The sequence below is a fragment of the Rufibacter psychrotolerans genome, assembly GCF_016924645.1.
Classification (GTDB): Bacteria; Bacteroidota; Bacteroidia; order Cytophagales; family Hymenobacteraceae; genus Nibribacter; species Nibribacter psychrotolerans.
Genome location: NZ_JAFFJV010000011.1, coordinates 93,385 through 115,635, shown reverse-complemented (window position 1 = coordinate 115,635; position 22,251 = coordinate 93,385). Strand labels below are relative to the sequence as shown.

Genomic DNA, 22,251 nt, shown 5'->3' with positions numbered 1-22,251 from the left:
TCCGAAGGTCCTGCGAGTGTCTGTGCCAGCTGCCAGGAGCAGGTATCTCATCAAATGCAAGTGTTCTAGGACCTACCCCATCATAAATTCAGCAGCAGCTGCCGCAGTTTTTGAGCGTCTGCCGTAGCATTGCCCCCGATGGTGTTGTTGAAGAAACACCAGACCGTTTTATCGTCCTGCAGCCAGTCCTGCGCCATGTAGGCGAACCGCTCCAGTTCCTCCTCGGGGTAGGCACCGCGGTACAGCTGCTCGTGGCCGTGCAGGCGCAGGTATACCGTGTTGGTGGTAGCGGCGGCCAGGCCCGGCCACTTCTTTCCGGCACTGATCACCACCAGCGAGATAGCGAATTCCTCCAACAGTTCCAGCACCTCCTCCGTGTGCCAGGAGGCATGCCGTACTTCCAGCGCAAAGACCGTTTCTGGGTACAACTTCCGGAGCAGCGTGAAAAAGTGCTTTGCGATGAGCTCGTTGAAGTGGAACGAGCCCGGCAACTGTACCAGCACCGGCCCTAATCGGTCGCCCATGAGCAGGAACCGATCCATCCACTTGCGTAACGGGTCTTCAATGTTCTGTAACCGGTTCTCGTGGGTAATGCTGCGGTGCAGCTTGGGCGCGAATTTGAAATGGGCAGGCGTTTGCTCCAGCCACTTCAGGATGGTTTTCTCCATGGTGAAATGGTAGAAACTGCTGTTCACCTCGGTGCAGTTGAAGTGTTGCGCGTAGAAGGGCAGCATGTCCGCCGATTTCAGGTCTTCCGGGTAGAAGAGGCCGCGCCAGGCGTAGCTCCAACCCGAGGTCCCGATGTACAGTTGGTCTTGGGGAATGTTCATGGTGCATAGAGACGCAGAAATGCCCAGGAGGTTATGGTTCCTGTTTTTGGCCTGTTTTGCTGGAATGGTAAGGGAAACGGGTGGAGGGCAGGTTATGGACTGATTTCTTTGGTTGTTTGCAGATGGTGAAATTTGCTTTCGCTGGTGAAGTGCCGCTTGTGTGTGGACTAATGAATTTGTTTGCTTTTGCTGGCGTTTCTGCCGCTTGTCTATGGACTTATGAGCTGTGTTGTTGCATAGGTAGCTTGGTGCGCTCACGGCCGCGGGGCCCCGTCTTCCGCCTTCGCGCTGTGCTCTCTCGCCTGGCCCTCAGGCCTGCCGCATGCGCGGCACCGGGTCGAGCGCTAGGCGCTCAGCCGAAAGACTGGAATAGGGGAAAAAGAGGCAGAAGCAATAGCGTTGCTGGGAGAACTGTAATGCTTGTCAGCAAGGCGTACTCCCCTCCTGGGAGGGGCAGGGGTGGGTTTACATTCCTCATGGTTCAAGTCTGTGAGGTGGACCTACCATTAGCGGCAGTTTGTAACTGCCTTGTCGCAACAGAGTAGCAGTTGGAACACCGCGGTAGCAGGCTTCTTTCCTAGCTGCTGGTTCATGTTTTGCCCCTACCCTCTTTTCTTTCTGTTTTCCTGAAAACAGGCCTGAAACAGATGGCGTAAATCCGGTGGGGGCCGTAGAACAGTTTCCGCAAAAGAGTATCTTTACCCAAACATCCGTTCGCGATTGTATGACTGACATCACCTCCGCCGAGGCATTGTTCCCCGAGTTTGGGCCGGTAACGGCTGAGCAATGGCTTGCCAAGATAAAGCAAGACCTCAAAGGCGCCGATCTGGCTGATCTGCACTGGCAGAGCTACGAAGAGATTTCGGTGGCCCCTTTTTATACCCAAAGCCAGTCGCCGCAGAGCAGGGCCTTTGATACCATTCCGGGTCAGTTCCCCTACTTGCGCACCGCCAAAACCGACCGCAACAGCTGGCTGAACCTGCAGCCGATCCATACCTGGGGCAAGGGCCACGAGGCCGTGGACAAAGCTGCGCAGGCGCTTGCCCGTGGGGCAGACGGCATTCACTTTATCATGGAAAACGGGCATGAGTTTGACGCCGACTACCTCATCCAGCACCTTGACCTCACCAAAGTGCCGGTGGCCTACACCGTGTCTACTGAAGCCGCCAACTTTCTGCACCACCTCACCACCGGGCTGTACCGCAAGAAAGTGCCCGTGGGGGCTCTCACCGGTTTCCTGAAGTGCTCCCCTATCCTGGCCTCCGAAAGCTACAAGCAACTGGACCTGGACCACGCCATGCACCTGCTGGAGCAGACCCTGGAGGCCCCTAACTTCTACGCGCTTACCATCAACGGGTCGCACTTCAGCAACAAAGGGGCCACGCTGGTGCAGGAGCTGGCCATCACGCTGGCCATTGCGGTCTGCTACACCAATAGCCTTACCGGCGCCGGCCTGGCGCCCGAGGCCATTTTCCGGAACATGCAGTTCCACCTGACGGCGGGCACCAACTACTTCTTTGAGATTGCCAAGTTCAGGGCGGCGCGGCTGCTCTGGGCCAAGGTGGTGGAAGCCTTTGGGGTACCGGGGGAAGTGGCGGGCGCTCTGCGCATCCACGCCTCCACCTCGCGCTGGCACCAGACTACCTTAGACCCGCACACCAACCTGCTGCGCCACACCACCGAGATGATGAGTGCCATCATTGGCGGCGTGAACTCGGTGGAGGTGGAGCCATTTGACAACACCTTTAGGGAGAGCAACGAATTCAGCGAGCGCATCGCCCGCAACATCCCCATCATCCTGAAGGAGGAGGCTTACCTGGACCAGGCCATTGACCCGGCCGCCGGCTCCTATTACCTGGAGTACCTTACCCGGCAGCTGGCGGTGAAAGCCTGGGCCCTGTTCCAGGACATTGAGGCCCGCGGCGGGTTTATTCCGGCCTCCAACGCGGGGTACCTGCAAGACCTCCTCAAGGAAACCAGCAACCAGAAGTTCAAGGACATCGCCAGCGGCAAAGAGGTGCTGGTGGGCACCAACAAATACCCCAACCCGCAGGAGAAGCTGGACTTTGACCCCGAGCAGCTCATCCAGAGCCGGCACTTTGACAATACCCGCGGGGCATACTCCTACGAGGTGCTGCGCCTGGCCACCGAGCTGCACTTCCGGAAGAAAAAGAGCCGTCCGCACGCGGTGGTGGTGCACATGGGCAATGCTCTGCAGGAGCACATCCACGCCTCCTTCGCGCGGGAGTTCTTCACCTGCTCGGGCTTTACTACCCAGGTGCTCAAGTTCCACTCGGTGTCCGATGCGCTCCAGGCCGTCAAAAACCTGAACGTGCAGGTGATTGTGATGGCCGCCCCCGAGAAACAGTTCCAGGACTTTGCCGAGGCCTTCGCCAAGGGCATGCGGGCCCAGCACCGTCAAGGTCCAGCCCTGATTCTGGCCGATGACCCCATGCAACTGAAAGAAGAACTGCAGGCCCACGGCTTTGACGAGTTCCTGTTCAAGGGCTGCGATACCAAGGAAATCATCACCCGCATTCAGGAACGCCTGGGGGCTTAACGCGCGGGGCGCGTCAGTCTTGAGTTCTGAGTCTAGAGTCTTGAAAATGTTTTGACATAATCCTCTTCAGGAGGAGACCTCCCTTCCTATTTGTCATCCTGAAAGGATCTTGTGGGCAAACTAGAAAGACAAGAGCGATGAAACAACTTTTTCTACTTGAACAAGGAAGAGGGGCAATGCAAATAGAACGTGTATTTGCACTTAGCTGACAGCGTTACAGTTCGCCCACAAGATCCTTCCAGGATGACAACACGGGGGGGAGCGAGAACTTTACACATGATAAACATGCAGATATCTCGTAACCTAATACTTGATACCTGCTACATGATACGAACACATGAAACCAGATTTCACCAAGATACCTTTCACGTTTCAGGGCTCTTTTTTCGGGAATGAGCCGAAAACGGAACCGAAAACCTGGAAAACCGCCGAGCGCCTGCCGCTGCAGAACTTCTACACCAAAGAAGACACGGCCGCGTTTGAGCACCTGGACTTTGCAGCCGGTCTGCCGCCGTTTCTGCGCGGACCGTACAGCACCATGTACGTGAAGAACCCCTGGACCATCCGGCAATACGCGGGCTTCAGCACCGCCGAGGAATCCAACGCCTTTTACCGCCGCAACCTGGCCGCCGGTCAGAAAGGCCTTTCCGTAGCGTTTGACTTGGCCACGCACCGGGGCTATGACTCAGACCACCCGCGCGTAGTGGGTGATGTGGGCAAGGCCGGCGTAGCCATTGATTCCATCCTGGACATGAAGATTCTGTTCGATCAGATTCCGCTGGACCAGATGAGCGTTTCCATGACTATGAACGGGGCGGTGTTGCCCATCCTGGCGTTTTACATTGTAGCCGCCGAGGAACAGGGCGTGAAACCGGAGCAACTGAGCGGCACCATCCAGAACGATATCCTGAAGGAGTTCATGGTGCGCAATACCTATATCTACCCGCCGGAGCCCAGCATGCGCATAATCGCCGATATCTTCGCGTACACCTCCCGACACATGCCCAAGTTCAACTCCATCTCCATCTCGGGCTACCACATGCAGGAAGCCGGGGCCACGGCCGATCTGGAACTGGCCTACACCTTGGCCGATGGCCTGGAATACGTACGCACCGGTCTGGCCGCGGGCATGGACATTGACACCTTCGCGCCGCGGTTGTCGTTTTTCTGGGCCATTGGCATGAACCACTTCATGGAAATTGCCAAAATGCGCGCTGCCCGCATGCTGTGGGCCAAACTCATCAAGCAGTTCAACCCCAAAAGCGATAAATCCCTGGCCTTGCGCACGCACTGCCAGACCTCTGGCTGGAGTTTAACCGAGCAGGACCCGTTCAACAACGTGGCCCGCACCACCGTGGAAGCCCTGGCCGCCGCGCTGGGCGGAACGCAGAGTTTGCACACCAACGCTCTGGACGAAGCCATCGCCTTACCAACAGACTTCTCCGCGCGCATTGCCCGCAACACCCAGATTTACCTGCAGCAGGAAACGCATATCACCAAAACCGTGGACCCCTGGGGCGGCTCTTATTACGTGGAGGCCCTCACCCACCAACTCGCGCACCGCGCCTGGGATTTGATCCAGGAAGTGGAGCGCCTGGGTGGTATGGCCAAAGCCATAGAAACCGGATTGCCCAAAATGCGCATTGAAGAGGCCGCCGCCCGTCGGCAGGCCCGGATTGATGCTGGAAAAGACGTGATTGTGGGTGTGAACAAATACCGTCCGGAGACCGAGGAACACCTGGAGATTCTGGATATTGACAACACTGCCGTACGCGAGGCCCAGTTGGCCCGTTTAGCCCAACTTCGGGAAAACCGGGACGAAAACGCCGTGTTCGCCGCCATGGATGCTTTGACCCAGGCCGCCGAAACGGGTGAAGGCAACCTGCTGGAACTAGCCATCAACGCCGCCCGCGTGCGCTGCAGCCTGGGCGAGATTTCCTATGCCTTAGAAAAAGTATTCGGCCGCCACCGGGCCACCATCAGATCCATATCCGGCGTGTACAGTTCAGAGATATCAGACGACGAGAACTTCGGCAAGGCCCAGGCGCTCGCCGACCAATTTGCGGAGCAGGAAGGCCGCCGACCAAGAATCATGGTAGCCAAAATGGGCCAGGACGGCCACGACCGCGGCTCCAAAGTAATCGCCACCTCCTTCGCCGACCTCGGCTTTGACGTGGATTTAGGTCCGCTTTTTCAGACCCCGGAGGAAGTGGCTCTGCAGGCCGCAGAGAATGACGTGCACGTGGTAGGCGTGAGCAGCCTCGCCGCCGGCCACAAAACCCTGATTCCGCAGCTAATTGCAGAGTTGAAGAAGCTGGGCCGCGAAGACATCATGGTCATTGCCGGGGGCGTGATTCCGGCGCAGGATTACCAGTTTTTGTATGATGCCGGCGTAGCAGGTATCTTCGGACCGGGTACCGTGATCAGTGTGGCGGCGCAGCAGATTTTAGAGAAGTTACTGCAAGAATAGGCTTCTTACCCAATTTCAAGATGGATTTACACGAGCTGTTTGTCAATATCCCCGAGGCCCTGGTGGCCATTGCCCCAGACTACACCGTGCTGGAGGCCACAGACAAGTACCTGGGCCTGGTGCTTCGCACGCGGGAGCAACTGATTGGCCGTAACCTGCTGGAGGCCTTCCCTGACAGTCCGGTGGACGCGGATTCCAAGAACGGCTCTATCCTGCGGCAGTCCATTGACAGGACTTTCCGGGAGAAGACCGTCACCTATTTTGAGGTGCTGCGCTATGACATTGCCCGTCCGGAGGGAGGCTACGAGACCCGCTACTGGGAAGCCTCGCACACGCCCGTGCTGGACCAGGACGGCAACGTGAAATACATCATCCGGCGCACGGCCAACGTGACCGCCCGCGAGCTGGCCAAAAAGGCCCAGCTGGAGTCTGAGAACAAGTTCAGGTTCATGACCGATGCCGTGCCGCAGCTCATCCACACCGCCGATACGCAAGGTAACGTGACCTACGTGAACCAGCGCTGGATAGACTACACCGGCCTTTCTTCTGAGCAACTGCTGGGCACCGGTTGGCGGCAGACCTTCCACCCCGATGACCTGGCGGCGCTGCAGCGGAAAATGAACCAGGCCTGGCCCAACAACCAGGAGTTTCAGGCCGAGGTGCGCATCCGGAACAAAGACGGCAACTACCGCTGGCACGTGGTCAAGAGCCTTCCGCTGGTAGACCTGGACGGAACCGTGAAACTGCGCGTGGGCAGCAACACTGACATTCACGACACCAAGCTGATGGTACAGGAACTGCTGGAAAGCAACGAGCAGCTGGCCCTTTTGTCTGACCAGATCCAGCTGGCCCTGCAGAAAGCCCAGGCCGAAAGGTCTACCCTGGAGCGCCTCATCATGAAAGCACCGGCCTTCTTCTGTATTCTGCAAGGGCCCGAGCACCGCTACCACCTGGTCAACCCCGAGTACCAGAAGCTGTTCCCCGGCCGCGACCTGCTCCACAAAACGGTGGCAGAGGCGCTGCCTGAGGTGGCCGAGCAGGGCTTTGTGCAGATTCTGGACAAAGTGTACCAGACTGGCGAGGATTTTGTGGCCAAGGAGGTGCCTATTTTGATTGGCCGCACCAGCGCCCAGGACCTGGAACAGATCTACATCAACTTCACCTACCAGGCCCTTTACTCTGAGACGCAGCAGATTGAGGGCATTCTGGTGTTCGGCTATGAGGTAACGGAGCAGGTGAAATGCACCCAGAAACTACAGGAACTGGAAAACCAGAGTAAAAACAGCGCCTCTTAACGCGCCTAAAAACCTGCATGACAAACGCCGAGATTGATATCCAGCAACTCAGGATCAAGCATATCCTCTACAAATCTAAAGTACGCTCCGTGCTTTATGTGAGTGGCGGGGAGTATGATGCTGCGTTCTTCTCCTCGGCGAACCCCGTCACGGAATGGTTCAACACCATCGGGTTGAAGAAGTACCGCCAGCAGCCCGTCTTGCTGGCGCTCTATGACTTGCAGCAAGACATAGAACGCACCGCCCGGCACCTGTTCACCCTCTACAACACCGGCAAGATTGACCTGGCCCAGCAAGGCCTGAGCACCATAGAGGAGAAGTCTGGCAGGTTTATTTCGTTGTTGGGGCAGTTGGAGAAGAGCTTGAAGGATTGAAGAGGCTGCATTTCAGCTAGTAATTCCCGGATAGTCTGGAGCGTTCGCATTATGCAAAGGCAAGAGTTTGGAAACTCGCGCCAGTGTAGGCCAGCGCAGAAGTTGTAGAAAAAAGATATTAGCTAATCCAAATAAACCAGAGGAAGCAAACCTTTGCCGCCGGCATAATCTACTGCGCTGCTATACCGCCAATGTTCTGGTTCTTCCACCAAGCCCAGTTCTACTGGATTTTGGTGTAAATAGGTCAATTTCTGCTCTATCAAATATGGAGAATCGAGTTCTACAGGATGATTACTCTGCTGCCAGAATTGATGGTGAGTGTTCTGAGAGTTGTGTTGGCCATTGCTCTGGAAAATCCAAAGTATCCACCGCCTTCGGCTTTCCAGCGGATTGTCCTGAATAGCTTGAATCAACTTATTGGAAGTAAATTTCTTGAAGTCTCTCAGAATATTGGGCAGAGAGCTCTTTTCCGTTGAGGATGCAATCAGGTGTAGATGATTAGGCATGATGACCCAGGCATGCAGCACCAGTCCCTTTTGCTGAATGCAATACTTGAGGCTATCCACTAGTAGCTCGCAATACTCTCTTCGGGTAAATACATCTACCCACTCCACAACGGCCATGCTTATAAAGTAAATACCTTCTGGATTGCGGGTTTTGTATTTGGTGCTCATGGCGAACTTATACGAAATTTGGCAAATGAAGGAAGATGCTTGTTTTAGGCCTGTTTCCCAAAAACAGCAGAAAAACGGTACAGGGAATCTCACAAGGAAAAGCTGGCGCGAGTCTCCAGACTCGTGCCTTGGGATAATGCGAGTCTCCAGACTCGCCGGGAACCACGAACCGGAAATGCTTGGAAACAACAATGCGTAATGTCGCTGCGGTGCAGCGAGGGTAGTCTGGAGACTACCCTCATCAAGTGTCACGAGTCTGGAGACTCGCGCCAGTTTTACTTGTGATGAATCCGTTTCCCGCCCTCTTTCCCAAAAACACCTCCAAAACGCCTACCACAATTTTTAACTTTCTCTCCCTATCTCATTAAACCTTCTCCACCGCTGCTTGTCTAAGCCTGGGTGCATTCCACACTACACGCAACCCTTTATACAACTAACAAGCTTACTACAGCATGAAGAAGTTCTTACTGACGCTGGGGCTGGTTTCTACCTTTGCCGGAGTAGCCATGGCCCAGGGTCGCACCCAACCCGCCGATTCCACGCGCCGGGTAGCCGGAGCCGCCGGGCTGCAGGGCAACGCGGCCAAATCATCCAAACCGAAGCCCTACGCCGACGTCATCACCGACAAAGCCCAGTCCAAGTCCGGCTTTTTCAAGACCCACAAAGTAGAAGACAAGTACTTCTTTGAGCTGGCTGACTCCGTTTTGGGCCGCGAGATCCTGGTGGTGAACCGTATTTCCAAGGCCGGGGCCGAGGTGCGCTCCGCCTCGGGCTACGCCGGGGACCAGATCGGCAGCGCCGTGATCATGTTTGAGAAAGGTCCCGATGACCGCGTTTTCATGCGCAAGATCTCCTACGCAACCTACAGCCCAGACAGCACCAAGTCTATGTACCAGGCGGTGCAGCGCTCTAACGTGCAGGCCATTGTGGCGGCGTTCAACGTGGCGGCCTACGGTCCTAACAACAAGAGCAGCGTCATTGACGTGACCGACTACATCAAGGGCGAAAACGAAATCTTCTCGTTCAGCTCGCCGGCGGGCAAAACCCGTTTCCGGTTGGGCAACTTCATAGGCGACCGCAGCTACATCCAGAACGTACGCAGCTATCCGCAGAACGTGGAAGTGACCACCGTGAAAACCTACGTACTCACCCCTCCTACCACCGGCTTCGGGGCCGCGCCTTCGGGCGGTGGGGCTGCCAACTCTAACCTCAACGGCTCCTCTACCATTGAGATCAACACCTCCATGGTGGTGCTGCCCAAAGTACCCATGCAACCGCGTTACTTTGACCCACGCGTGGGTTACTTTACCGTGGGTTACACCGATTTTGACGCCAATCCGCAGGGCGTGAAGGAAATCCAGATGGTGAAGCGCTGGAGACTGGAGCCCAAGGAAAAAGACATGGCCAAGTACAAGCGTGGTGAACTGGTAGAGCCCAAAAAGCCCATTGTCTTCTACATTGACCCGGCTACGCCGAAGCAATGGGTGCCTTACCTGATTGCCGGCGTGAACGACTGGCAGAAAGCCTTTGAGAAGGCGGGCTTTAAGAACGCCGTGATCGGCAAAGTGGCCCCCACGCCCAAGGAAGATCCAAACTGGAGCCTGGAAGACGCGCGCCACTCGGCCATTGTGTACAAACCTTCCGAGATTTCCAACGCCAGCGGGCCCAGCATCTCAGATCCGCGCAGCGGCGAGATCATGGAAAGCCACATCAACTGGTACCACAACGTGATGAAACTGGTGCGCGACTGGTACTTCATCCAGGCGGCGGCCGTTGACCCCCGTGCCCGCAAAATGGAGTTCCCTGAGGAACTGATGGGCGATTTGATCCGGTTTGTGTCTTCGCACGAGGTGGGCCACACCCTAGGCTTGCGCCACAACTACGGCTCCAGCTCCACCGTACCGGTAGAAAACCTGCGCAACAAGAAATGGGTGGAGCAGAACGGCCACACGCCGTCCATCATGGACTACGCCCGCTTTAACTACGTGGCCCAGCCGGAAGACAACATCACCTCCAAAGGCATCTATCCAAGAATCGGTGACTATGACCTGTGGGCCATTGAGTGGGGCTACCGCATGCTGCCAAACGCCAAGAGCGCGAAAGACGAGATCGCTACCCTCAACAAGATGACGGTGGAGAAGCTGAAAAACCGCCGCTACTGGTTCGGGACCGAGACCAACCCAGATGACCCGCACTCGCAGAACGAGGACCTGAGCGACAACGCCATGAAGGCCTCTGCGTACGGCATTAAGAACCTGCAGCGCATCCTGGCCAAGCTCCCCGAGTGGACCCGCGAGGAAAACGAAGGCTATGACAACCTGGAGAACATGTATGGCCAGTTGACCACGCAGTTTAACCGGTACATGGGCCACGTGGCCAAAAACATTGGCGGTATCTATGAGACCCCCAAAACGGTAGAGCAGGAAGGTGTGGTGTACGAGCGTACCCCGGCCGCAACCCAGAAGGAGGCCATGGCCTTCTTAGACAAGCAGCTGTTCACTACGCCTACCTGGTTGCTGGCGCCCAACGTCCTGAACAACACCGGGGCCAACCCCATGGTGGTGGTGTCCCGCAGCCAGCAGAACGTGCTTAACCGCCTCATCAGCAACGCTACCCTGACCAAGCTGATTGCCGGCGAGGCCATGGACGGCGCCAAGGCCTACAAAGTGACCGACTTCTTTACCGACATGAACAACTCTATCTTTAAAGAAGTGAAGAACAAACAGGCCATTGATGTGTACCGCCGAAACCTGCAGAAGCTGTACGTTGAGCAACTGATTGATCTGGTGAAACCAGCGCCGGCTACGGCCGCTTCGACTCAGGCCGCCGCCAGAAGACCCGCTGCCCCTACCCTGGATGTCATGCAGAGCGACGTGGTGTCTGTAGCCAAAGCGGAGTTACGCAACATCAACTCCCTGATTAAAGGAGCGGCTGCGGCTCAATCAGATTCTCTGAGCAACTACCACCTGCTGGACCTTTCTGACCGCATCAACGAAGCCCTGAACCCAAGAGGATAATCCTCCTCCGTTCCATTACCGCAAAAGCGCTGCCTCTTACAAGGGGCAGCGCTTTTGTTTTTACCGCCCTTAACCGGCTCTTTTTCATCTATTTATCAAAAATATTTAAGCATTTTCACCTAGTAGAAATTTACCATCACCCACGTGTAGAGGTTAAATTTTGGCAGAAGCAAACGCTGTTTGGAGCGCTTTGAGGGTATTTTTACTGATAACATCTTATTTAGATCATATTATTTATAAATATATACAAGTTATGAATTACCCAGTGCATTCCTTTCCATTTAGGTAAAAGTTAGAGATTTTAGTATCATTCAAAGGAAAATATGTGATAGTATGAAGAAGAGGTTGGCAGTTTTCTTGACAGGCATGCTCTTGCTGAGTTGCGTGACCCGGGTATCTGACGGTTGCATCACCATGCCTCTGCATTTCCACGCTGCCCCTTTGCAGGCTAGTGCCCAGGACTCTACGTACGCTACGGCTTCTTTTACCGCTTTCCAGTCGCTTACCGCAGGCAAGGCTTCTGGCTTGCAATAGACCTCTCCTCCCGTTTTCTGGTCTAAAAATATCTGGCGTAATCTTTGAAATCTTCAGGCAACTTAATCGTTTTCTGAATGATGAAGAGATTGAAGAAACTGTTGCTCCTGCTTCCTCTTGGACTCCTGGCGCTTACCGCATCGGCCCAGAAAGAAGCGATCAATTGGTACTTCGGGCAGAATGCCGGCCTGAGCTTTGCCGACCCATTCAAACCTGAGCCGCTCAAAGACGGCAAGATGTTTAGTGAGGAAGGCTGCGCGGTGCTGTCAGATGCCCTGGGCAACCTGTTGTTCTACTCCAACGGCATGCAGGTATGGAACCGCAACAAGCAGATTATGGCCAACGGCGACTCCCTGAAGGGGCACGAGTCTTCTACCCAATCGGCGTTGATCTTGCCCAAACCCGGGGCCTCGCACCTTTACTACCTGTTCACCACCGACTTCCAGGGCCAGAGCCATGGCTTGCAGTACCACCTCATTGACCTGAGCCGCAACGGGGGCCTGGGCGAAGTGGTCTCCAAAAACAACCTCATGTTTGCGCCGGTCACCGAGAAACTCACCGCCATCCGGCACCGCAACGGCCGTGACTATTGGGTGATCACGCACCGCTGGAACAGCTCGGCTTTCTACGCCTACCTGGTCAGCCCAGACGGCATCACGTTCAAACCCGTGGAAAGCCACCTGGGCAGCATCCACGCCGGCGACAACGGCGCTACCATTGGGTACATGAAAGCCTCGCCTACCGGCAACAAACTGGCGGTGGCCACCTGGGCGGCCGTGAACAAGATCGAGGTATTTGACTTCAACAATGAGAACGGCAAGCTAGCCCTGGCGGTAGACCTGGGCAAGTTTGACGAAGCCTACGGCGTGGAGTTCTCACCAGACGGCACCAAGCTGTATGGCGGTAAGAACGGCATAGCCGGCGGCGAGGCCCGCATCTTCCAGTTTGACCTGAGCGCCGGCACGCCAGACGCCATCATCCACTCGGGCAAGCAGGTGGCCAGGAGCATGAGCCGGAAGATAGGCGCCCTGCAACTGGCCCCCGACGGCCGCATTTACGTAGCCCGCAACGCCAGCACCTGGCTGGGTGTGATCAGGAACCCTAATGCCCTGGGCGAAGCCTGTGACTACAAAGACGCCGGCATTAGCTTGGGCAAGCAGAAGAGCGCCCTGGGCTTGCCCAACTTCCCGGGGTTCTACTTCCAGAACCTGCCGCAGCCTTCCAGTGCCATCAATTCGGCTAAATAAGCGCTGGCTTAGGCCCACTGGTTGATCCCTTCCTTCAGAAAGCCCGGCAGAACTCAGGACTAATTCCTATTTTTCGCGTACTTTTCTGAAAACAGCCCCAAAACGAGTGCCTAAACGATTTTCGCCAGACGAGTATGCCGCCGGAGTCCTGTCGGGGAACCGGGTGCTCCTGAGCCGCGCCATCACCTTAGTGGAAAGTACGCTTCCTTCAGACCAGGACCTGGCCCACCGGGTCATGGAGCTGGTGCTGCCGCAGGCCGGCAAGTCGGTGCGGGTGGGCATCACGGGCGTGCCGGGCGTGGGCAAGAGCACGTTTATTGAGGCTTTCGGGAATTACTTGCTGGAGGAACCAGGCCGCAAGCTAGCCGTACTGGCCATTGACCCCACCAGCCAGCGCACCGGCGGCAGCATCTTAGGCGACAAAACCCGCATGGAAACCCTGTCTGCAAACCCACGGGCGTACATCAGACCCTCGCCGGCGGGCAAGACCCTGGGCGGCGTGGCCCGCAGCACCCGCGAGAGCATCCTGCTGTGCGAGGCCGCCGGGTTTGACGTGATCTTTGTGGAAACCGTGGGCGTGGGCCAGTCTGAGACGGCCGTGCACGAGATGGTGGACTTTTTCCTGCTTCTGATGCTGGCCGGGGCCGGCGATGAATTGCAGGGCATCAAGAAGGGCATCATGGAAATGGCCGATGCCATTGCCATCACCAAAGCCGACGGGGCTAACCTGCCCCCTGCCACCAGCGCCCAGGCCGAGTACCAGAGTGCCCTGCACCTGTTCCCGGTGGGGCCCTCAAAGTGGAACCCGCAGGTGACGGTGTGTTCGGCCTACGAGAAAACCGGCCTGGCGCCTATCTGGGACCTGGTGCAGCAGTACGTGCAACAGACCCAAGCCAACGGCTTCTTTCAGCAGCGGCGGCAGGAACAGAACCTGCACTGGCTCAAACACAGCATCAGGCAGCAGTTGGAGGAGCGTTTCTACCAGCACCCGGCCATCAGGGCGCAGTGGCAGGCAGTGGCAGACCAGGTCACGCAGGGGCAGAAATCGCCGTTTGCCGCCGCTTCTGAGCTGTTTGGGCTACTTTAGCCCCCAAACGCACCCTTTCAGGGCAGTGGTCAAAAGGACGTAAGCAATTTGACTTAGCTGCGCGGGTGAAACTCCTGGATGACTTGCTTGAGGTAATCGCGGTCCAGGTGGGTGTAGATCTCGGTGGTGGTAATGGACTCGTGGCCCAGCATTTCCTGCACCGCCCGCAGGTCGGCGCCGCCCTCAATGAGGTGCGTGGCAAACGAATGCCGGAACGTGTGCGGGCTGATGTTCTTCTGCAGGCCAATCTTGGCGGCCAGGTCTTTGATGATGTTGAAGACCATGACGCGGCTCAGGCTGGTGCCCCGGCGGTTCACAAACACAAAGTCCTCGTGCCCTTTCTTGATGGTCTGGTGCCGGCGCACCCCGTCCAGATACACCCTGATGTATTTGAGGGCATCGCGCCCAATGGGCACCAGCCGCTCTTTGTTGCCTTTGCCGGTAATGCGCAGGAAACCCAGGTCTTCGTACAGGTTGGTGATCTTCAGCTCAATCAGCTCGGTGACGCGCAGGCCCGAGCTGTAGAGGGTTTCCAGCATGGCTTTGTTGCGGGTGCCCTCGGGGGTGCTCACGTCAATGGCGTCAAAGAGCGTGGTGATCTCGTCGTAGCTGAGCACATCGGGGAGCTTGCGCTGCAGTTTGGGGCCCTCAATGGTCTCGGTGGGGTCGGCGTTGAGCACTTCCTCCATGATCAGGAACTTGTAGAACGCCCTGATGCCCGAGATGGTGCGGGCCTGGGAGTGCGGCGTCATGCCCAACCCATTGATCCACTCCAGGAAATCCTGCAGGTGGTGGGGCTCCACGGCCAGGGGCCCTACCTTCTGGCGGGTTACCTCAAAGTACTGCACCAGTTTGCGCACGTCCCGCAGGTAGGCTTCTACTGAGTTACTGGACAGGGACTTTTCCAGCTGAAGGTATCCTTGGAATTGGGTTATACTTACTGACCAGTTCATGGGGGGAGAATGGTATGGAAATCTGTAAAAGGCGCAGGGCTACGTGCTGCCCAAAGGTAGTTATTCCGTACATTTGGCCATGCTGTTCGCCCCTTTTTTTTAGAAGAGGGTTAAATTCTACCCGCTATGAAAATCTTGATACTCAACGGCCCCAACCTGAACCTGCTGGGCCGCCGCGAAAAATCCATTTACGGTTCCCGCTCTTTTGAAGACTACCTGGAAAAGGACCTGATTCCGGCATTCCCAGACCTGAAACTGGAGTACTACCAGTCTAACATAGAGGGTGCCCTCATTGACAAACTGCACGAGGTGGGCTTCACCTACCAGGGCATTGTGTTCAACGCCGGCGCCTACACCCACTCCTCCCTGGCCCTGGCCGATGCCATTGCCGCCATTGAGACCCCCGTGGTAGAGGTGCACATCTCCAACGTGTTCGCGCGCGAGGCCACGCGGCACATCACCTACATTGGCGGCCGGTGCAAGGGCAGCATCAGCGGATTCGGGCTGGAAAGCTATCGGCTTGCCTTGCAGTACTTTGAGCGCCAGAAGCCCAACAAGGTAGGATTTACTTACACCAAAGCGTAACCAGGCACCGTTTTACACGTGTAGCACAGTTCAGGCGGTTGCGTCTTCCGGCCGTTTTCTGGCCCTTTTCCCTGAAATGGCCCCAAAACGGCCGGTGCTGCCTGTGCACGTCACCACACCACCACAACCCTATTGCCCATGCTTAATTTCTATCCGGGTCCGTCCAAAGTCTATCCAGAGGTGAGAGAGTACCTGACCATGGCCTATGATGAGGGAATGCTCAGTATTCCGCACCGCGGCGAGCGCTTTGTGCAGATGATGCGCGACCTGGTGGGCCTGCTGCGCACCAAGCTGAACATTCCGCAGGATTACTTCATCTTCTTCACCTCCTCGGCCACCGAGTGCTGGGAGATCATTGCCCAGAGCCTCACCCCCACCAAAAGCCTGCACCTCTACAACGGCGCCTTCGGCGAGAAATGGTACCAGTACGCCAAGCGCCTCAGGCCCGATGCCTACGGCCAGTCGTTTGAGGTGGATGACGTGCTGGACGTGCCCAACCTGCCCGTGGAAGACGATACCGATGTGATCTGCGTGACCCAGACCGAGACCTCCAACGGCACGCAGGTGAACATGAACACGCTACTCAAACTGCAGAACCAGTTCAAAGACCCGCTGCTGGCCGTAGACGCCACCTCCAGCATGGCCGGCCTTAACCTCAAGTTCATCCGGGCCGATATCTGGTTCGCCTCGGTGCAGAAGTGCTTCGGGCTGCCCGCGGGCATGGGCGTGCTGGTGTGCTCGCCGCGCACCATTCACCGGGCCAAGGCCCTCAACGACCGCCGGCATTACAACAGCCTGGTGTTCCTGCACGAGAAAATGCTCAATTACCAGACCGGGCACACGCCTAACGTGCTCAACCTGTACCTCATGCGGCGCACCCTGGAACACAAGCCGTTCATCAAAAACGTGGACCAAAGCCTGGTGCAGCGGGCGCAGGAGCTGTACGCGTTCCTGGAGGAGAACCCCGAGATGCAGCTGCTGGTGGAAAACCCCGAGGTACGGGCCCACACCGTGATTGCCGTCAAGGGCGCAGACCGCTGGGTGCAGGAGATCAAGCGAAACGCCGCGGCGCAGGGCATCACGCTGGGCAACGGCTACGGCCCCTGGGCCAAGAGCACGTTCCGGATCGCCAATTTCCCGGCCATTGCCGACGCAGAATATGACGTGCTCCGTAATTTCATTTCTGCCCATTATCACTAATTTCGCGCCCAACCTACGTTCACGTTGAAATTGACGCCCTATGTTCCAATTCAGCCTTAAAGAGATTGTATCTGTTAGCCTGATCTTGTTTGCCATCATTGATATTCTGGGGTCTATTCCCATCATCATTGAGCTGCGGCGGCGCGAGGGGGTGATCCAGTCTGAGAAGGCGACCTTGGTAGCCGGGGCCATCATGATTGCCTTCCTGTTCCTGGGCGATGCCATCCTGAAGCTCTTCGGGATTGATTTTCAGTCGTTCGCCCTGGCCGGAGCCATCATTATCTTTCTCATTGGCATGGAGATGGTGCTGGGCATTCACCTGTTCCACTCCAACCCCGACACCAAGACCGGTTCCATTGTGCCCCTGGCGTTTCCCCTCATTGTGGGCGCCGGCACCATGACCACCCTACTCTCGCTCCGGGCGGCCTACGCGCTCCCCAACGTGCTGGTGGGCATCATCCTGAACCTGCTGTTTGTGTACATCGTGCTCAAGAGCTCTAACTGGCTGGAGCGGAAACTGGGCCAGAACGGCACCGAGGTGCTCCGCAAAGTCTTCGGGGTAATCCTGCTGGCCATCGCCATTAAACTGTTCAAGACGCACGTGAGCTTCTAACGCTGTTTCCAGGCCCTTTCGGGAAAACCAGGCCTGAATCGAATGGGAGAATGCTTGAATGAGTGAATGATTGAATGGGTGATGGAGAAAGCCCGAAGAATTGGAAGATTGGGGAAACCTGTTTGGGGAGCCCACCTCCGATTGGATACTTCCCTTTTAATAGCGTAAGGTTTTGGGCCCGATTTTGGAAAATGAGGGCTGAAACAGCGGGCCTTGCATAAGGTTTGGCTCTATGTTGGAAAATAATCTTCGCGCACCGCCGCCGCTTGCCGGGCATTGGGTATTTTTGCGGCAGACTAACCAAGCACATTTTGATAGAGATTTTTACCGATGGTGCCTCCAGGGGCAACCCGGGTCCCGGTGGCTACGGCGTGATTCTGCGCTACGGCCCGCACGTGAAAGAACTGAGCGAAGGCTTTAGAAAGACCACCAATAACCGCATGGAGCTCCTGGCCGTGATTGTGGGCCTGGAGGCCATTACCCGGCCTGGCATTCCCGTGACCATTTACTCCGACTCAAAGTACGTGGTAGACGCGGTGGAGAAGCGCTGGGTGTTTGGCTGGGAGAAGAAAGGCTTCAGCGGCAAGGCCAACCCAGACCTGTGGCAGCGTTTCCTGAAAATTTACCGCCAGCACCAGGTGAGATTTGTGTGGGTCCGCGGCCACGCCGGCCATCCCGAGAACGAACGCTGCGACCAATTGGCCGTTGCCGCCGCTCTGCAACCCAACCTCCCCCCCGACAAAGGCTTTGAAGCCAACCCTACAGCAGGGTAATGTGCTGATTTAGCAATGTGCTAATTGTTCAATGTGCTGAAGTGCTAATTGGTTGATGTGCTAATTTGTTGACGAGAGAAGATGTACTTGTAACAAACTCAGATGGGTGTGCTATTAACAAACATCATTGAATTGCAGCATATTACTTCCCAGAAAATAACAAATCACCTAATTAGCACATCAGCACATTAATTCATTAGCACATTACTCCCGTGGCCAACGACTATTTCCAGTTCAAGCAATTTCTCATCAGGCAGGACCGCTGTGCCATGAAGGTGTGCACCGATTCCTGCGTGCTGGGGGCCTATGCCCCGGTTGCTGGGGCCAGACGCATTTTGGACATTGGGGCTGGTACGGGGCTCCTGAGCCTGATGGTGGCACAGCGCGCGCCGCAAGCCCTTCTGGAAGCCGTGGAACTGGACCCTGCGGCGGCGGCCCAGGCCCAGGAGAATATTGCGGGCAGTCCCTGGGGCAACCGCATCACGCTGCACCCCGTGGGCCTGCAGGAATTTGCCCAGCAGCAGCCCGCACCGTTTGACGCCATCATCAGCAACCCGCCTTTCTTTCAGGCTTCGCTGAAGTCAGCGGATGCGGTGAAGAACCAGGCCAAGCATACCCAGACGCTTTCCTTTTCAGAGGTGATCCGGTTTGCCTGGCAGTATCTTACTCCCCAGGGCCAGTTGCACATCTTGCTGCCCCCGCATGAAGCCGGAGTGTTTGCGCGGGAGGCCCACCAAACCGGCTTTTACACCAACCAGATTCTGTGGCTGGAGGCTACTCCCGGCGGAAAGCTCTTGCGGGCCATCCATATCTATTCCCGCCAGCCTAGCGCCCTGCAGGAAAGCACCCTGGCCGTACGGGAAAAGGACAACGCTTACACCCCTGCCTTCCGGGAGCTTCTGAAAGACTACTACCTGATCTTTTAGCGGGCGTTTGGGGACTAATTTCTGAAAATCAGCCTTAAAACGCAGAGGCACTTTCTTCTTCCCGCTCGGTGAACTGCACGCCGTGCGTTTCCAGCTCCGCCAGGATGGGCTCATAGAGGTCGGGTTGCAAGGGCACTACCACGCCGGTGCTGGTTAGTTTGCCTTCCAAAAGCAGCCGGGTGGCAATGCCCACGGGCAACCCCACGGTTTTGGCCATGGCCGTCTGCACCTCGTCCTCGCCCAGCACCACCAGGGAAGAGGTGAGCTTTTTCTGCTCCCCGTTGAGGGTATATTCAAACTGGTGCAGCATCACAATCATGTCTTTGTCGCCGGGCTCCAGCCGCCAGCGGGGCACCAGCAGTTTCTCCAGCGCCTGGGCCGGGGTGGCCATCTCCAGACCAATGGGCAACTCATCAAACAAACCGGTCCACTCCACCAGCTGCAGCTCCGCTGAGGTGGCGGGGAGCCCCACGTAGGCGGCCACCCGCTCTTTCAGGGGCAGGGCGGCACTAGAAGCCGGCAAAAAGCTTTCCACCAAGGCCCGGTACGTCAGGTGGGCCGGGTTTTCCAGGGGGTACGAGTCATCGGTGAGGCCCAGCGCTACCAGTACCTGCCAGGCCTGGCAGTAGCCCGGCCGGCGCAGGGTTCCCCGCAGCATGGTGTCAATGCCCTGCAGGCCGTAGGGCTCCCGGTAGCTCAGCGAGTCGCGGTTGGCGTAGCCGTCAAAGAAGCCGAAGCCGTCTACCTGAAACGTCTGGGTGCGGCGGAACAACTGCGGATAGGGAATGTACTTGTAGGTGCCGTCTTCCATGTACCGGGCGGTACCCTGCCCGGCCAGGATTACGTTGCGCGGGTTCCAGGTAAACTTGTAGTGCCACGGATTGTTGTCAGACTCGGGGGCCATTAAGCCGCCGGTGAAAGACTTGAACGAGGTCACTGTTCCGCCCTGCCGCTGAATGTGGTGGATGATGCGCATGGCCGACATGTGGTCAAGGCCCGGGTCAAGGCCGCACTCCATCAGAAAGGTCAATCCTTTGGCCTGGGCTTCAGGGTGCATGGCCTTGATGGCGGGCGGCACGTAGGAGGCGGTGACCAGGTGTTTGCCCAGGGCCAGGCAGGTCTCCGCCACCAGGGGGTGGAACTGGGCGGGCAGCATGGAGATCACCACCTCGGCCTGCCCTATCTCTGTGATCCGCTGCTCCTGGTTCTGCACGTCAAACGCAAATGCCCTGGTTTGGGGGTGCTGCTGCAGCTTTGCCTCCAGGTGGGTGACCGTGACGTCGCCAATGGCGAGGTGCCAGCCGTGGGTCTGGGCGTTGGACAGCAGGTAGTCAATGAGCACGGTGGCCGAGCGGCCAGCGCCCAGCAGCAGGATCTTTTTCATGGCATGGAACGGGTTTGCGCCATAAAATGGGCATTTTTTTGGGGCCAGGCAACCGTTGGTTGCATTTTGCGGCCAACTTGTTAACTTTGACTCCCGTACGTGCCCGTGCGGAAACCGCACTTTATGACAGAACAAGTACAGCTTACCATTACCTATGAGGTAGTGTCCTCGGCCCAGGAGTTAACCCCACAGGAGCGGCAGGTACTCCAGCTTGCCCAGCAGGCCACCCACAACGCATACGCCCCCTATTCTAACTTTATGGTAGGCGCCGCCCTGCTGCTGGCCGATGGCAGCACCCACATGGGCACCAACCAGGAAAACGCCGCCTACCCGTCTGGCCTGTGCGCCGAAAGGACCCTGCTGTTTGGCGTGGGCTCCAATTACCCCCAGGGAAAAGTGGAGATCATGGCCGTAACCGCCCGCCGCCGGCACGAGGAGCATTTTGTGGCTGCCTGCCCCTGCGGAGCCTGCCGGCAGGTAATTGCGGAGTACCAGCACCGGCAGCAAGCCCCCATCAGGTTCCTCATGCAGGCCAGTGACGGCAAAGTGGTCCGGTTCCAGTCGGCCGGGGATTTGTTGCCGTTTACCTTCACCAAAGATAACCTGTAAGCCGTGGCCGCTTTGCACCGCACGCTGCAAGTGCCCCGCACCGCGCACCTGTACCAGGCCGGCACCCTCTCGGCAGACACCCAGCACCTCTGGATTGTCTGCCACGGGTACGGCCAGCTGGCCCGCTACTTTATCCGGCACTTTGAGGGATTGGTAGATGCCCATACGGCCGTGCTCGCCCCCGAGGGCCACTCGCGCTTCTATCTGGAGGGATTCTCGGGCCGCGTGGGCGCCACCTGGATGACCAAGGAAGAACGCCTGCACGAGATTGCCGATTACGTGGCGTACCTGAACCGGGTGCGGGAAACCGCCCTGCAGGAGGCGCCCCACGCCCACCTGCACGTGCTGGGTTTCTCACAGGGAGCCGCCACGGTGTGCCGCTGGCTGGCCCAGGCCCACTGGCCCATCGCCGATCTGGTCTTGTGGGCGGGCGTGTTCCCCGAGGACATGGAAATGAGATCAGCCAGGCAGGCACTTTCCCAGACCAGGCTCACCTACGTGTACGGCCTGCAAGACCCCTTCGTGGCCGAGGACAAGGTGCAGGAGCAGTTGGCCCGCGTGCGGTCTGCCGGGCTGGAGCCCAAGATCATCACCTTTGCCGGTAAGCATGAACTCAACCCGGCCGTGTTGCAGCAACTCAAAGCCCAAGGCAAGCCGTTTTAAGTCCCTTTTTCAGAAAACAGCCCCAAAGCAGGGTTACTCCCCGCCCCAGATGCCGGGCATCACAATCTCCAGCAGGTGCTGGTCGGGGTCACGGAAGTAGCAGGATTTGCGGGCCTGGGGCCAGGTTTGCTCGTGCTCCACCACCACCCCGGCCTGGGTGAGTTTTTCCTTCCAGCGGGCGTAGTCATCGGGCTCGCACTCCAGGGCCAGGTGGAGCTGCCCTTCGCCGAAGTGCGGCGGCAGGTCTTTCCCCACGCGGGTTTTCTGGGCGTTAAAACACAGCAGCACCGAGCTGCCCGCCCGGAAGAACACGTGCCGGTCGGGCACCTGCCCGATGACCGGCAACTCCAGCACCTGGGTGTAGAACGCAATGGTTCGGTCCAGATCCTGCACGTAGAGGCAGGTTTCCTTTATCTGCTTGAACTTCATGGGCGTGGCTTATTTCATCTGCAACGCA

19 protein-coding genes are annotated in these 22,251 nt (G+C 57.3%); 14 read left to right on the top strand and 5 right to left on the bottom strand.

What is annotated here, in order from left to right:
* Positions 1–80 precede the first annotated feature (80 nt).
* A complete protein-coding gene (locus tag JT718_RS11500; protein ID WP_205502816.1) occupies positions 81–830 on the bottom strand; it encodes a DUF72 domain-containing protein in 750 nt (249 codons plus the stop codon).
* A 724-nt stretch (positions 831–1,554) separates the two neighbouring features.
* On the opposite strand from JT718_RS11500, the gene JT718_RS11495 reads away from it, so the two are divergent.
* The 4 genes from JT718_RS11495 (at position 1,555) to JT718_RS11480 (ending at position 7,529) form a co-directional block, all read left to right on the top strand.
* A complete protein-coding gene (locus JT718_RS11495) occupies positions 1,555–3,390 on the top strand; it encodes a methylmalonyl-CoA mutase family protein (protein ID WP_205502814.1) in 1,836 nt (611 codons plus the stop codon).
* A gap of 337 nt (positions 3,391–3,727) precedes the next feature.
* On the top strand, positions 3,728–5,860 hold the full coding sequence (scpA, locus tag JT718_RS11490; protein ID WP_205502812.1) for a methylmalonyl-CoA mutase: 2,133 nt from the start codon (positions 3,728–3,730) through the stop codon (positions 5,858–5,860).
* A 20-nt stretch (positions 5,861–5,880) separates the two neighbouring features.
* A complete protein-coding gene (locus JT718_RS11485) occupies positions 5,881–7,155 on the top strand; it encodes a PAS domain-containing protein (protein ID WP_205502810.1) in 1,275 nt (424 codons plus the stop codon).
* A 17-nt stretch (positions 7,156–7,172) separates the two neighbouring features.
* Complete coding sequence (locus JT718_RS11480) at positions 7,173–7,529, top strand: histidine kinase (protein ID WP_205502808.1); 357 nt, start codon at positions 7,173–7,175, stop codon at positions 7,527–7,529.
* A gap of 122 nt (positions 7,530–7,651) precedes the next feature.
* Here JT718_RS11480 and JT718_RS11475 read toward each other — a convergent pair whose 3' ends face one another.
* A complete protein-coding gene (locus JT718_RS11475; RefSeq protein WP_205502806.1) occupies positions 7,652–8,203 on the bottom strand; it encodes an REP-associated tyrosine transposase in 552 nt (183 codons plus the stop codon).
* 452 nt (positions 8,204–8,655) lie between these two features.
* Between JT718_RS11475 and JT718_RS11470 the strand changes: the two genes are divergently transcribed.
* From JT718_RS11470 to meaB, 3 genes are all read left to right on the top strand, one after another.
* The gene (locus JT718_RS11470; RefSeq protein ID WP_205502804.1) at positions 8,656–11,220 is read left to right on the top strand and encodes a zinc-dependent metalloprotease; all 2,565 of its coding nucleotides are present in this window, start codon (positions 8,656–8,658) and stop codon (positions 11,218–11,220) included.
* Between the two features lie 611 nt (positions 11,221–11,831).
* Positions 11,832–13,001, top strand: a complete 1,170-nt coding sequence (locus tag JT718_RS11465) for a YncE family protein (protein ID WP_240337047.1) — start codon at positions 11,832–11,834, stop codon at positions 12,999–13,001.
* Positions 13,002–13,107: 106 nt separating this feature from the next.
* Positions 13,108–14,088 carry a methylmalonyl Co-A mutase-associated GTPase MeaB gene (gene meaB, locus JT718_RS11460; protein WP_205502802.1) on the top strand — a complete coding sequence of 327 codons (981 nt, stop codon included), beginning with the start codon at positions 13,108–13,110 and terminating at the stop codon, positions 14,086–14,088.
* A 53-nt stretch (positions 14,089–14,141) separates the two neighbouring features.
* Here the strand turns inward: meaB and xerD are convergent, their stop codons facing one another.
* Entirely contained in the window at positions 14,142–15,041 is a 900-nt protein-coding gene (gene xerD, locus JT718_RS11455; RefSeq protein WP_205502800.1) for a site-specific tyrosine recombinase XerD, read from the bottom strand.
* 126 nt (positions 15,042–15,167) lie between these two features.
* Here xerD and JT718_RS11450 point away from each other — a divergent pair, with 126 nt between their 5' ends.
* The 5 genes from JT718_RS11450 (at position 15,168) to JT718_RS11430 (ending at position 19,138) form a co-directional block, all read left to right on the top strand.
* Entirely contained in the window at positions 15,168–15,626 is a 459-nt protein-coding gene (locus JT718_RS11450; RefSeq protein ID WP_205502798.1) for a type II 3-dehydroquinate dehydratase, read from the top strand.
* A 138-nt stretch (positions 15,627–15,764) separates the two neighbouring features.
* Positions 15,765–16,826: an aminotransferase class V-fold PLP-dependent enzyme gene (locus JT718_RS11445; RefSeq protein ID WP_205502796.1), complete on the top strand. Its 1,062-nt coding sequence runs from the start codon at positions 15,765–15,767 to the stop codon at positions 16,824–16,826.
* A gap of 40 nt (positions 16,827–16,866) precedes the next feature.
* Positions 16,867–17,439, top strand: a complete 573-nt coding sequence (locus JT718_RS11440) for a MarC family protein (RefSeq protein WP_205502794.1) — start codon at positions 16,867–16,869, stop codon at positions 17,437–17,439.
* A 311-nt stretch (positions 17,440–17,750) separates the two neighbouring features.
* Positions 17,751–18,212 (top strand): ribonuclease HI, encoded by a 462-nt coding sequence (rnhA, locus tag JT718_RS11435; protein WP_205502792.1) that lies wholly within the window; start codon positions 17,751–17,753, stop codon positions 18,210–18,212.
* A 212-nt stretch (positions 18,213–18,424) separates the two neighbouring features.
* On the top strand, positions 18,425–19,138 hold the full coding sequence (locus JT718_RS11430; RefSeq protein ID WP_205502791.1) for a tRNA1(Val) (adenine(37)-N6)-methyltransferase: 714 nt from the start codon (positions 18,425–18,427) through the stop codon (positions 19,136–19,138).
* Between the two features lie 34 nt (positions 19,139–19,172).
* On the opposite strand, the gene JT718_RS11425 is transcribed toward JT718_RS11430, so the two are convergent.
* The gene (locus JT718_RS11425; RefSeq protein ID WP_205502789.1) at positions 19,173–20,522 is read right to left on the bottom strand and encodes a saccharopine dehydrogenase family protein; all 1,350 of its coding nucleotides are present in this window, start codon (positions 20,520–20,522) and stop codon (positions 19,173–19,175) included.
* A 123-nt stretch (positions 20,523–20,645) separates the two neighbouring features.
* Here JT718_RS11425 and cdd point away from each other — a divergent pair, with 123 nt between their 5' ends.
* Complete coding sequence (gene cdd, locus JT718_RS11420; RefSeq protein WP_205502787.1) at positions 20,646–21,131, top strand: cytidine deaminase; 486 nt, start codon at positions 20,646–20,648, stop codon at positions 21,129–21,131.
* Between the two features lie 3 nt (positions 21,132–21,134).
* Positions 21,135–21,794 carry an alpha/beta hydrolase gene (locus JT718_RS11415; protein WP_317195504.1) on the top strand — a complete coding sequence of 220 codons (660 nt, stop codon included), beginning with the start codon at positions 21,135–21,137 and terminating at the stop codon, positions 21,792–21,794.
* A 33-nt stretch (positions 21,795–21,827) separates the two neighbouring features.
* Here the strand turns inward: JT718_RS11415 and JT718_RS11410 are convergent, their stop codons facing one another.
* Positions 21,828–22,223, bottom strand: coding sequence for a VOC family protein (locus tag JT718_RS11410; RefSeq protein ID WP_205502785.1), 396 nt, complete (start codon positions 22,221–22,223; stop codon positions 21,828–21,830).
* Positions 22,224–22,251: the final 28 nt, after the last annotated feature.

Bases quoted from the DNA above. Each gene is read 5' to 3' on its own strand.
- JT718_RS11450 (WP_205502798.1), top strand. From the start codon at position 15,168: ATGAAAATCTTGATACTCAACGGCCCCAACCTGAACCTGCTGGGCCGC.
- JT718_RS11480 (WP_205502808.1), top strand. From the start codon at position 7,173: ATGACAAACGCCGAGATTGATATCCAGCAACTCAGGATCAAGCATATC.
- JT718_RS11410 (WP_205502785.1), bottom strand. From the start codon at position 22,223: ATGAAGTTCAAGCAGATAAAGGAAACCTGCCTCTACGTGCAGGATCTG.
- JT718_RS11485 (WP_205502810.1), top strand. From the start codon at position 5,881: ATGGATTTACACGAGCTGTTTGTCAATATCCCCGAGGCCCTGGTGGCC.
- JT718_RS11440 (WP_205502794.1), top strand. From the start codon at position 16,867: ATGTTCCAATTCAGCCTTAAAGAGATTGTATCTGTTAGCCTGATCTTG.
- JT718_RS11495 (WP_205502814.1), top strand. From the start codon at position 1,555: ATGACTGACATCACCTCCGCCGAGGCATTGTTCCCCGAGTTTGGGCCG.
- JT718_RS11425 (WP_205502789.1), bottom strand. From the start codon at position 20,522: ATGAAAAAGATCCTGCTGCTGGGCGCTGGCCGCTCGGCCACCGTGCTC.
- JT718_RS11475 (WP_205502806.1), bottom strand. From the start codon at position 8,203: ATGAGCACCAAATACAAAACCCGCAATCCAGAAGGTATTTACTTTATA.
- JT718_RS11500 (WP_205502816.1), bottom strand. From the start codon at position 830: ATGAACATTCCCCAAGACCAACTGTACATCGGGACCTCGGGTTGGAGC.
- JT718_RS11470 (WP_205502804.1), top strand. From the start codon at position 8,656: ATGAAGAAGTTCTTACTGACGCTGGGGCTGGTTTCTACCTTTGCCGGA.
- scpA (WP_205502812.1), top strand. From the start codon at position 3,728: ATGAAACCAGATTTCACCAAGATACCTTTCACGTTTCAGGGCTCTTTT.
- JT718_RS11465 (WP_240337047.1), top strand. From the start codon at position 11,832: ATGATGAAGAGATTGAAGAAACTGTTGCTCCTGCTTCCTCTTGGACTC.
- JT718_RS11445 (WP_205502796.1), top strand. From the start codon at position 15,765: ATGCTTAATTTCTATCCGGGTCCGTCCAAAGTCTATCCAGAGGTGAGA.
- xerD (WP_205502800.1), bottom strand. From the start codon at position 15,041: ATGAACTGGTCAGTAAGTATAACCCAATTCCAAGGATACCTTCAGCTG.
- cdd (WP_205502787.1), top strand. From the start codon at position 20,646: ATGACAGAACAAGTACAGCTTACCATTACCTATGAGGTAGTGTCCTCG.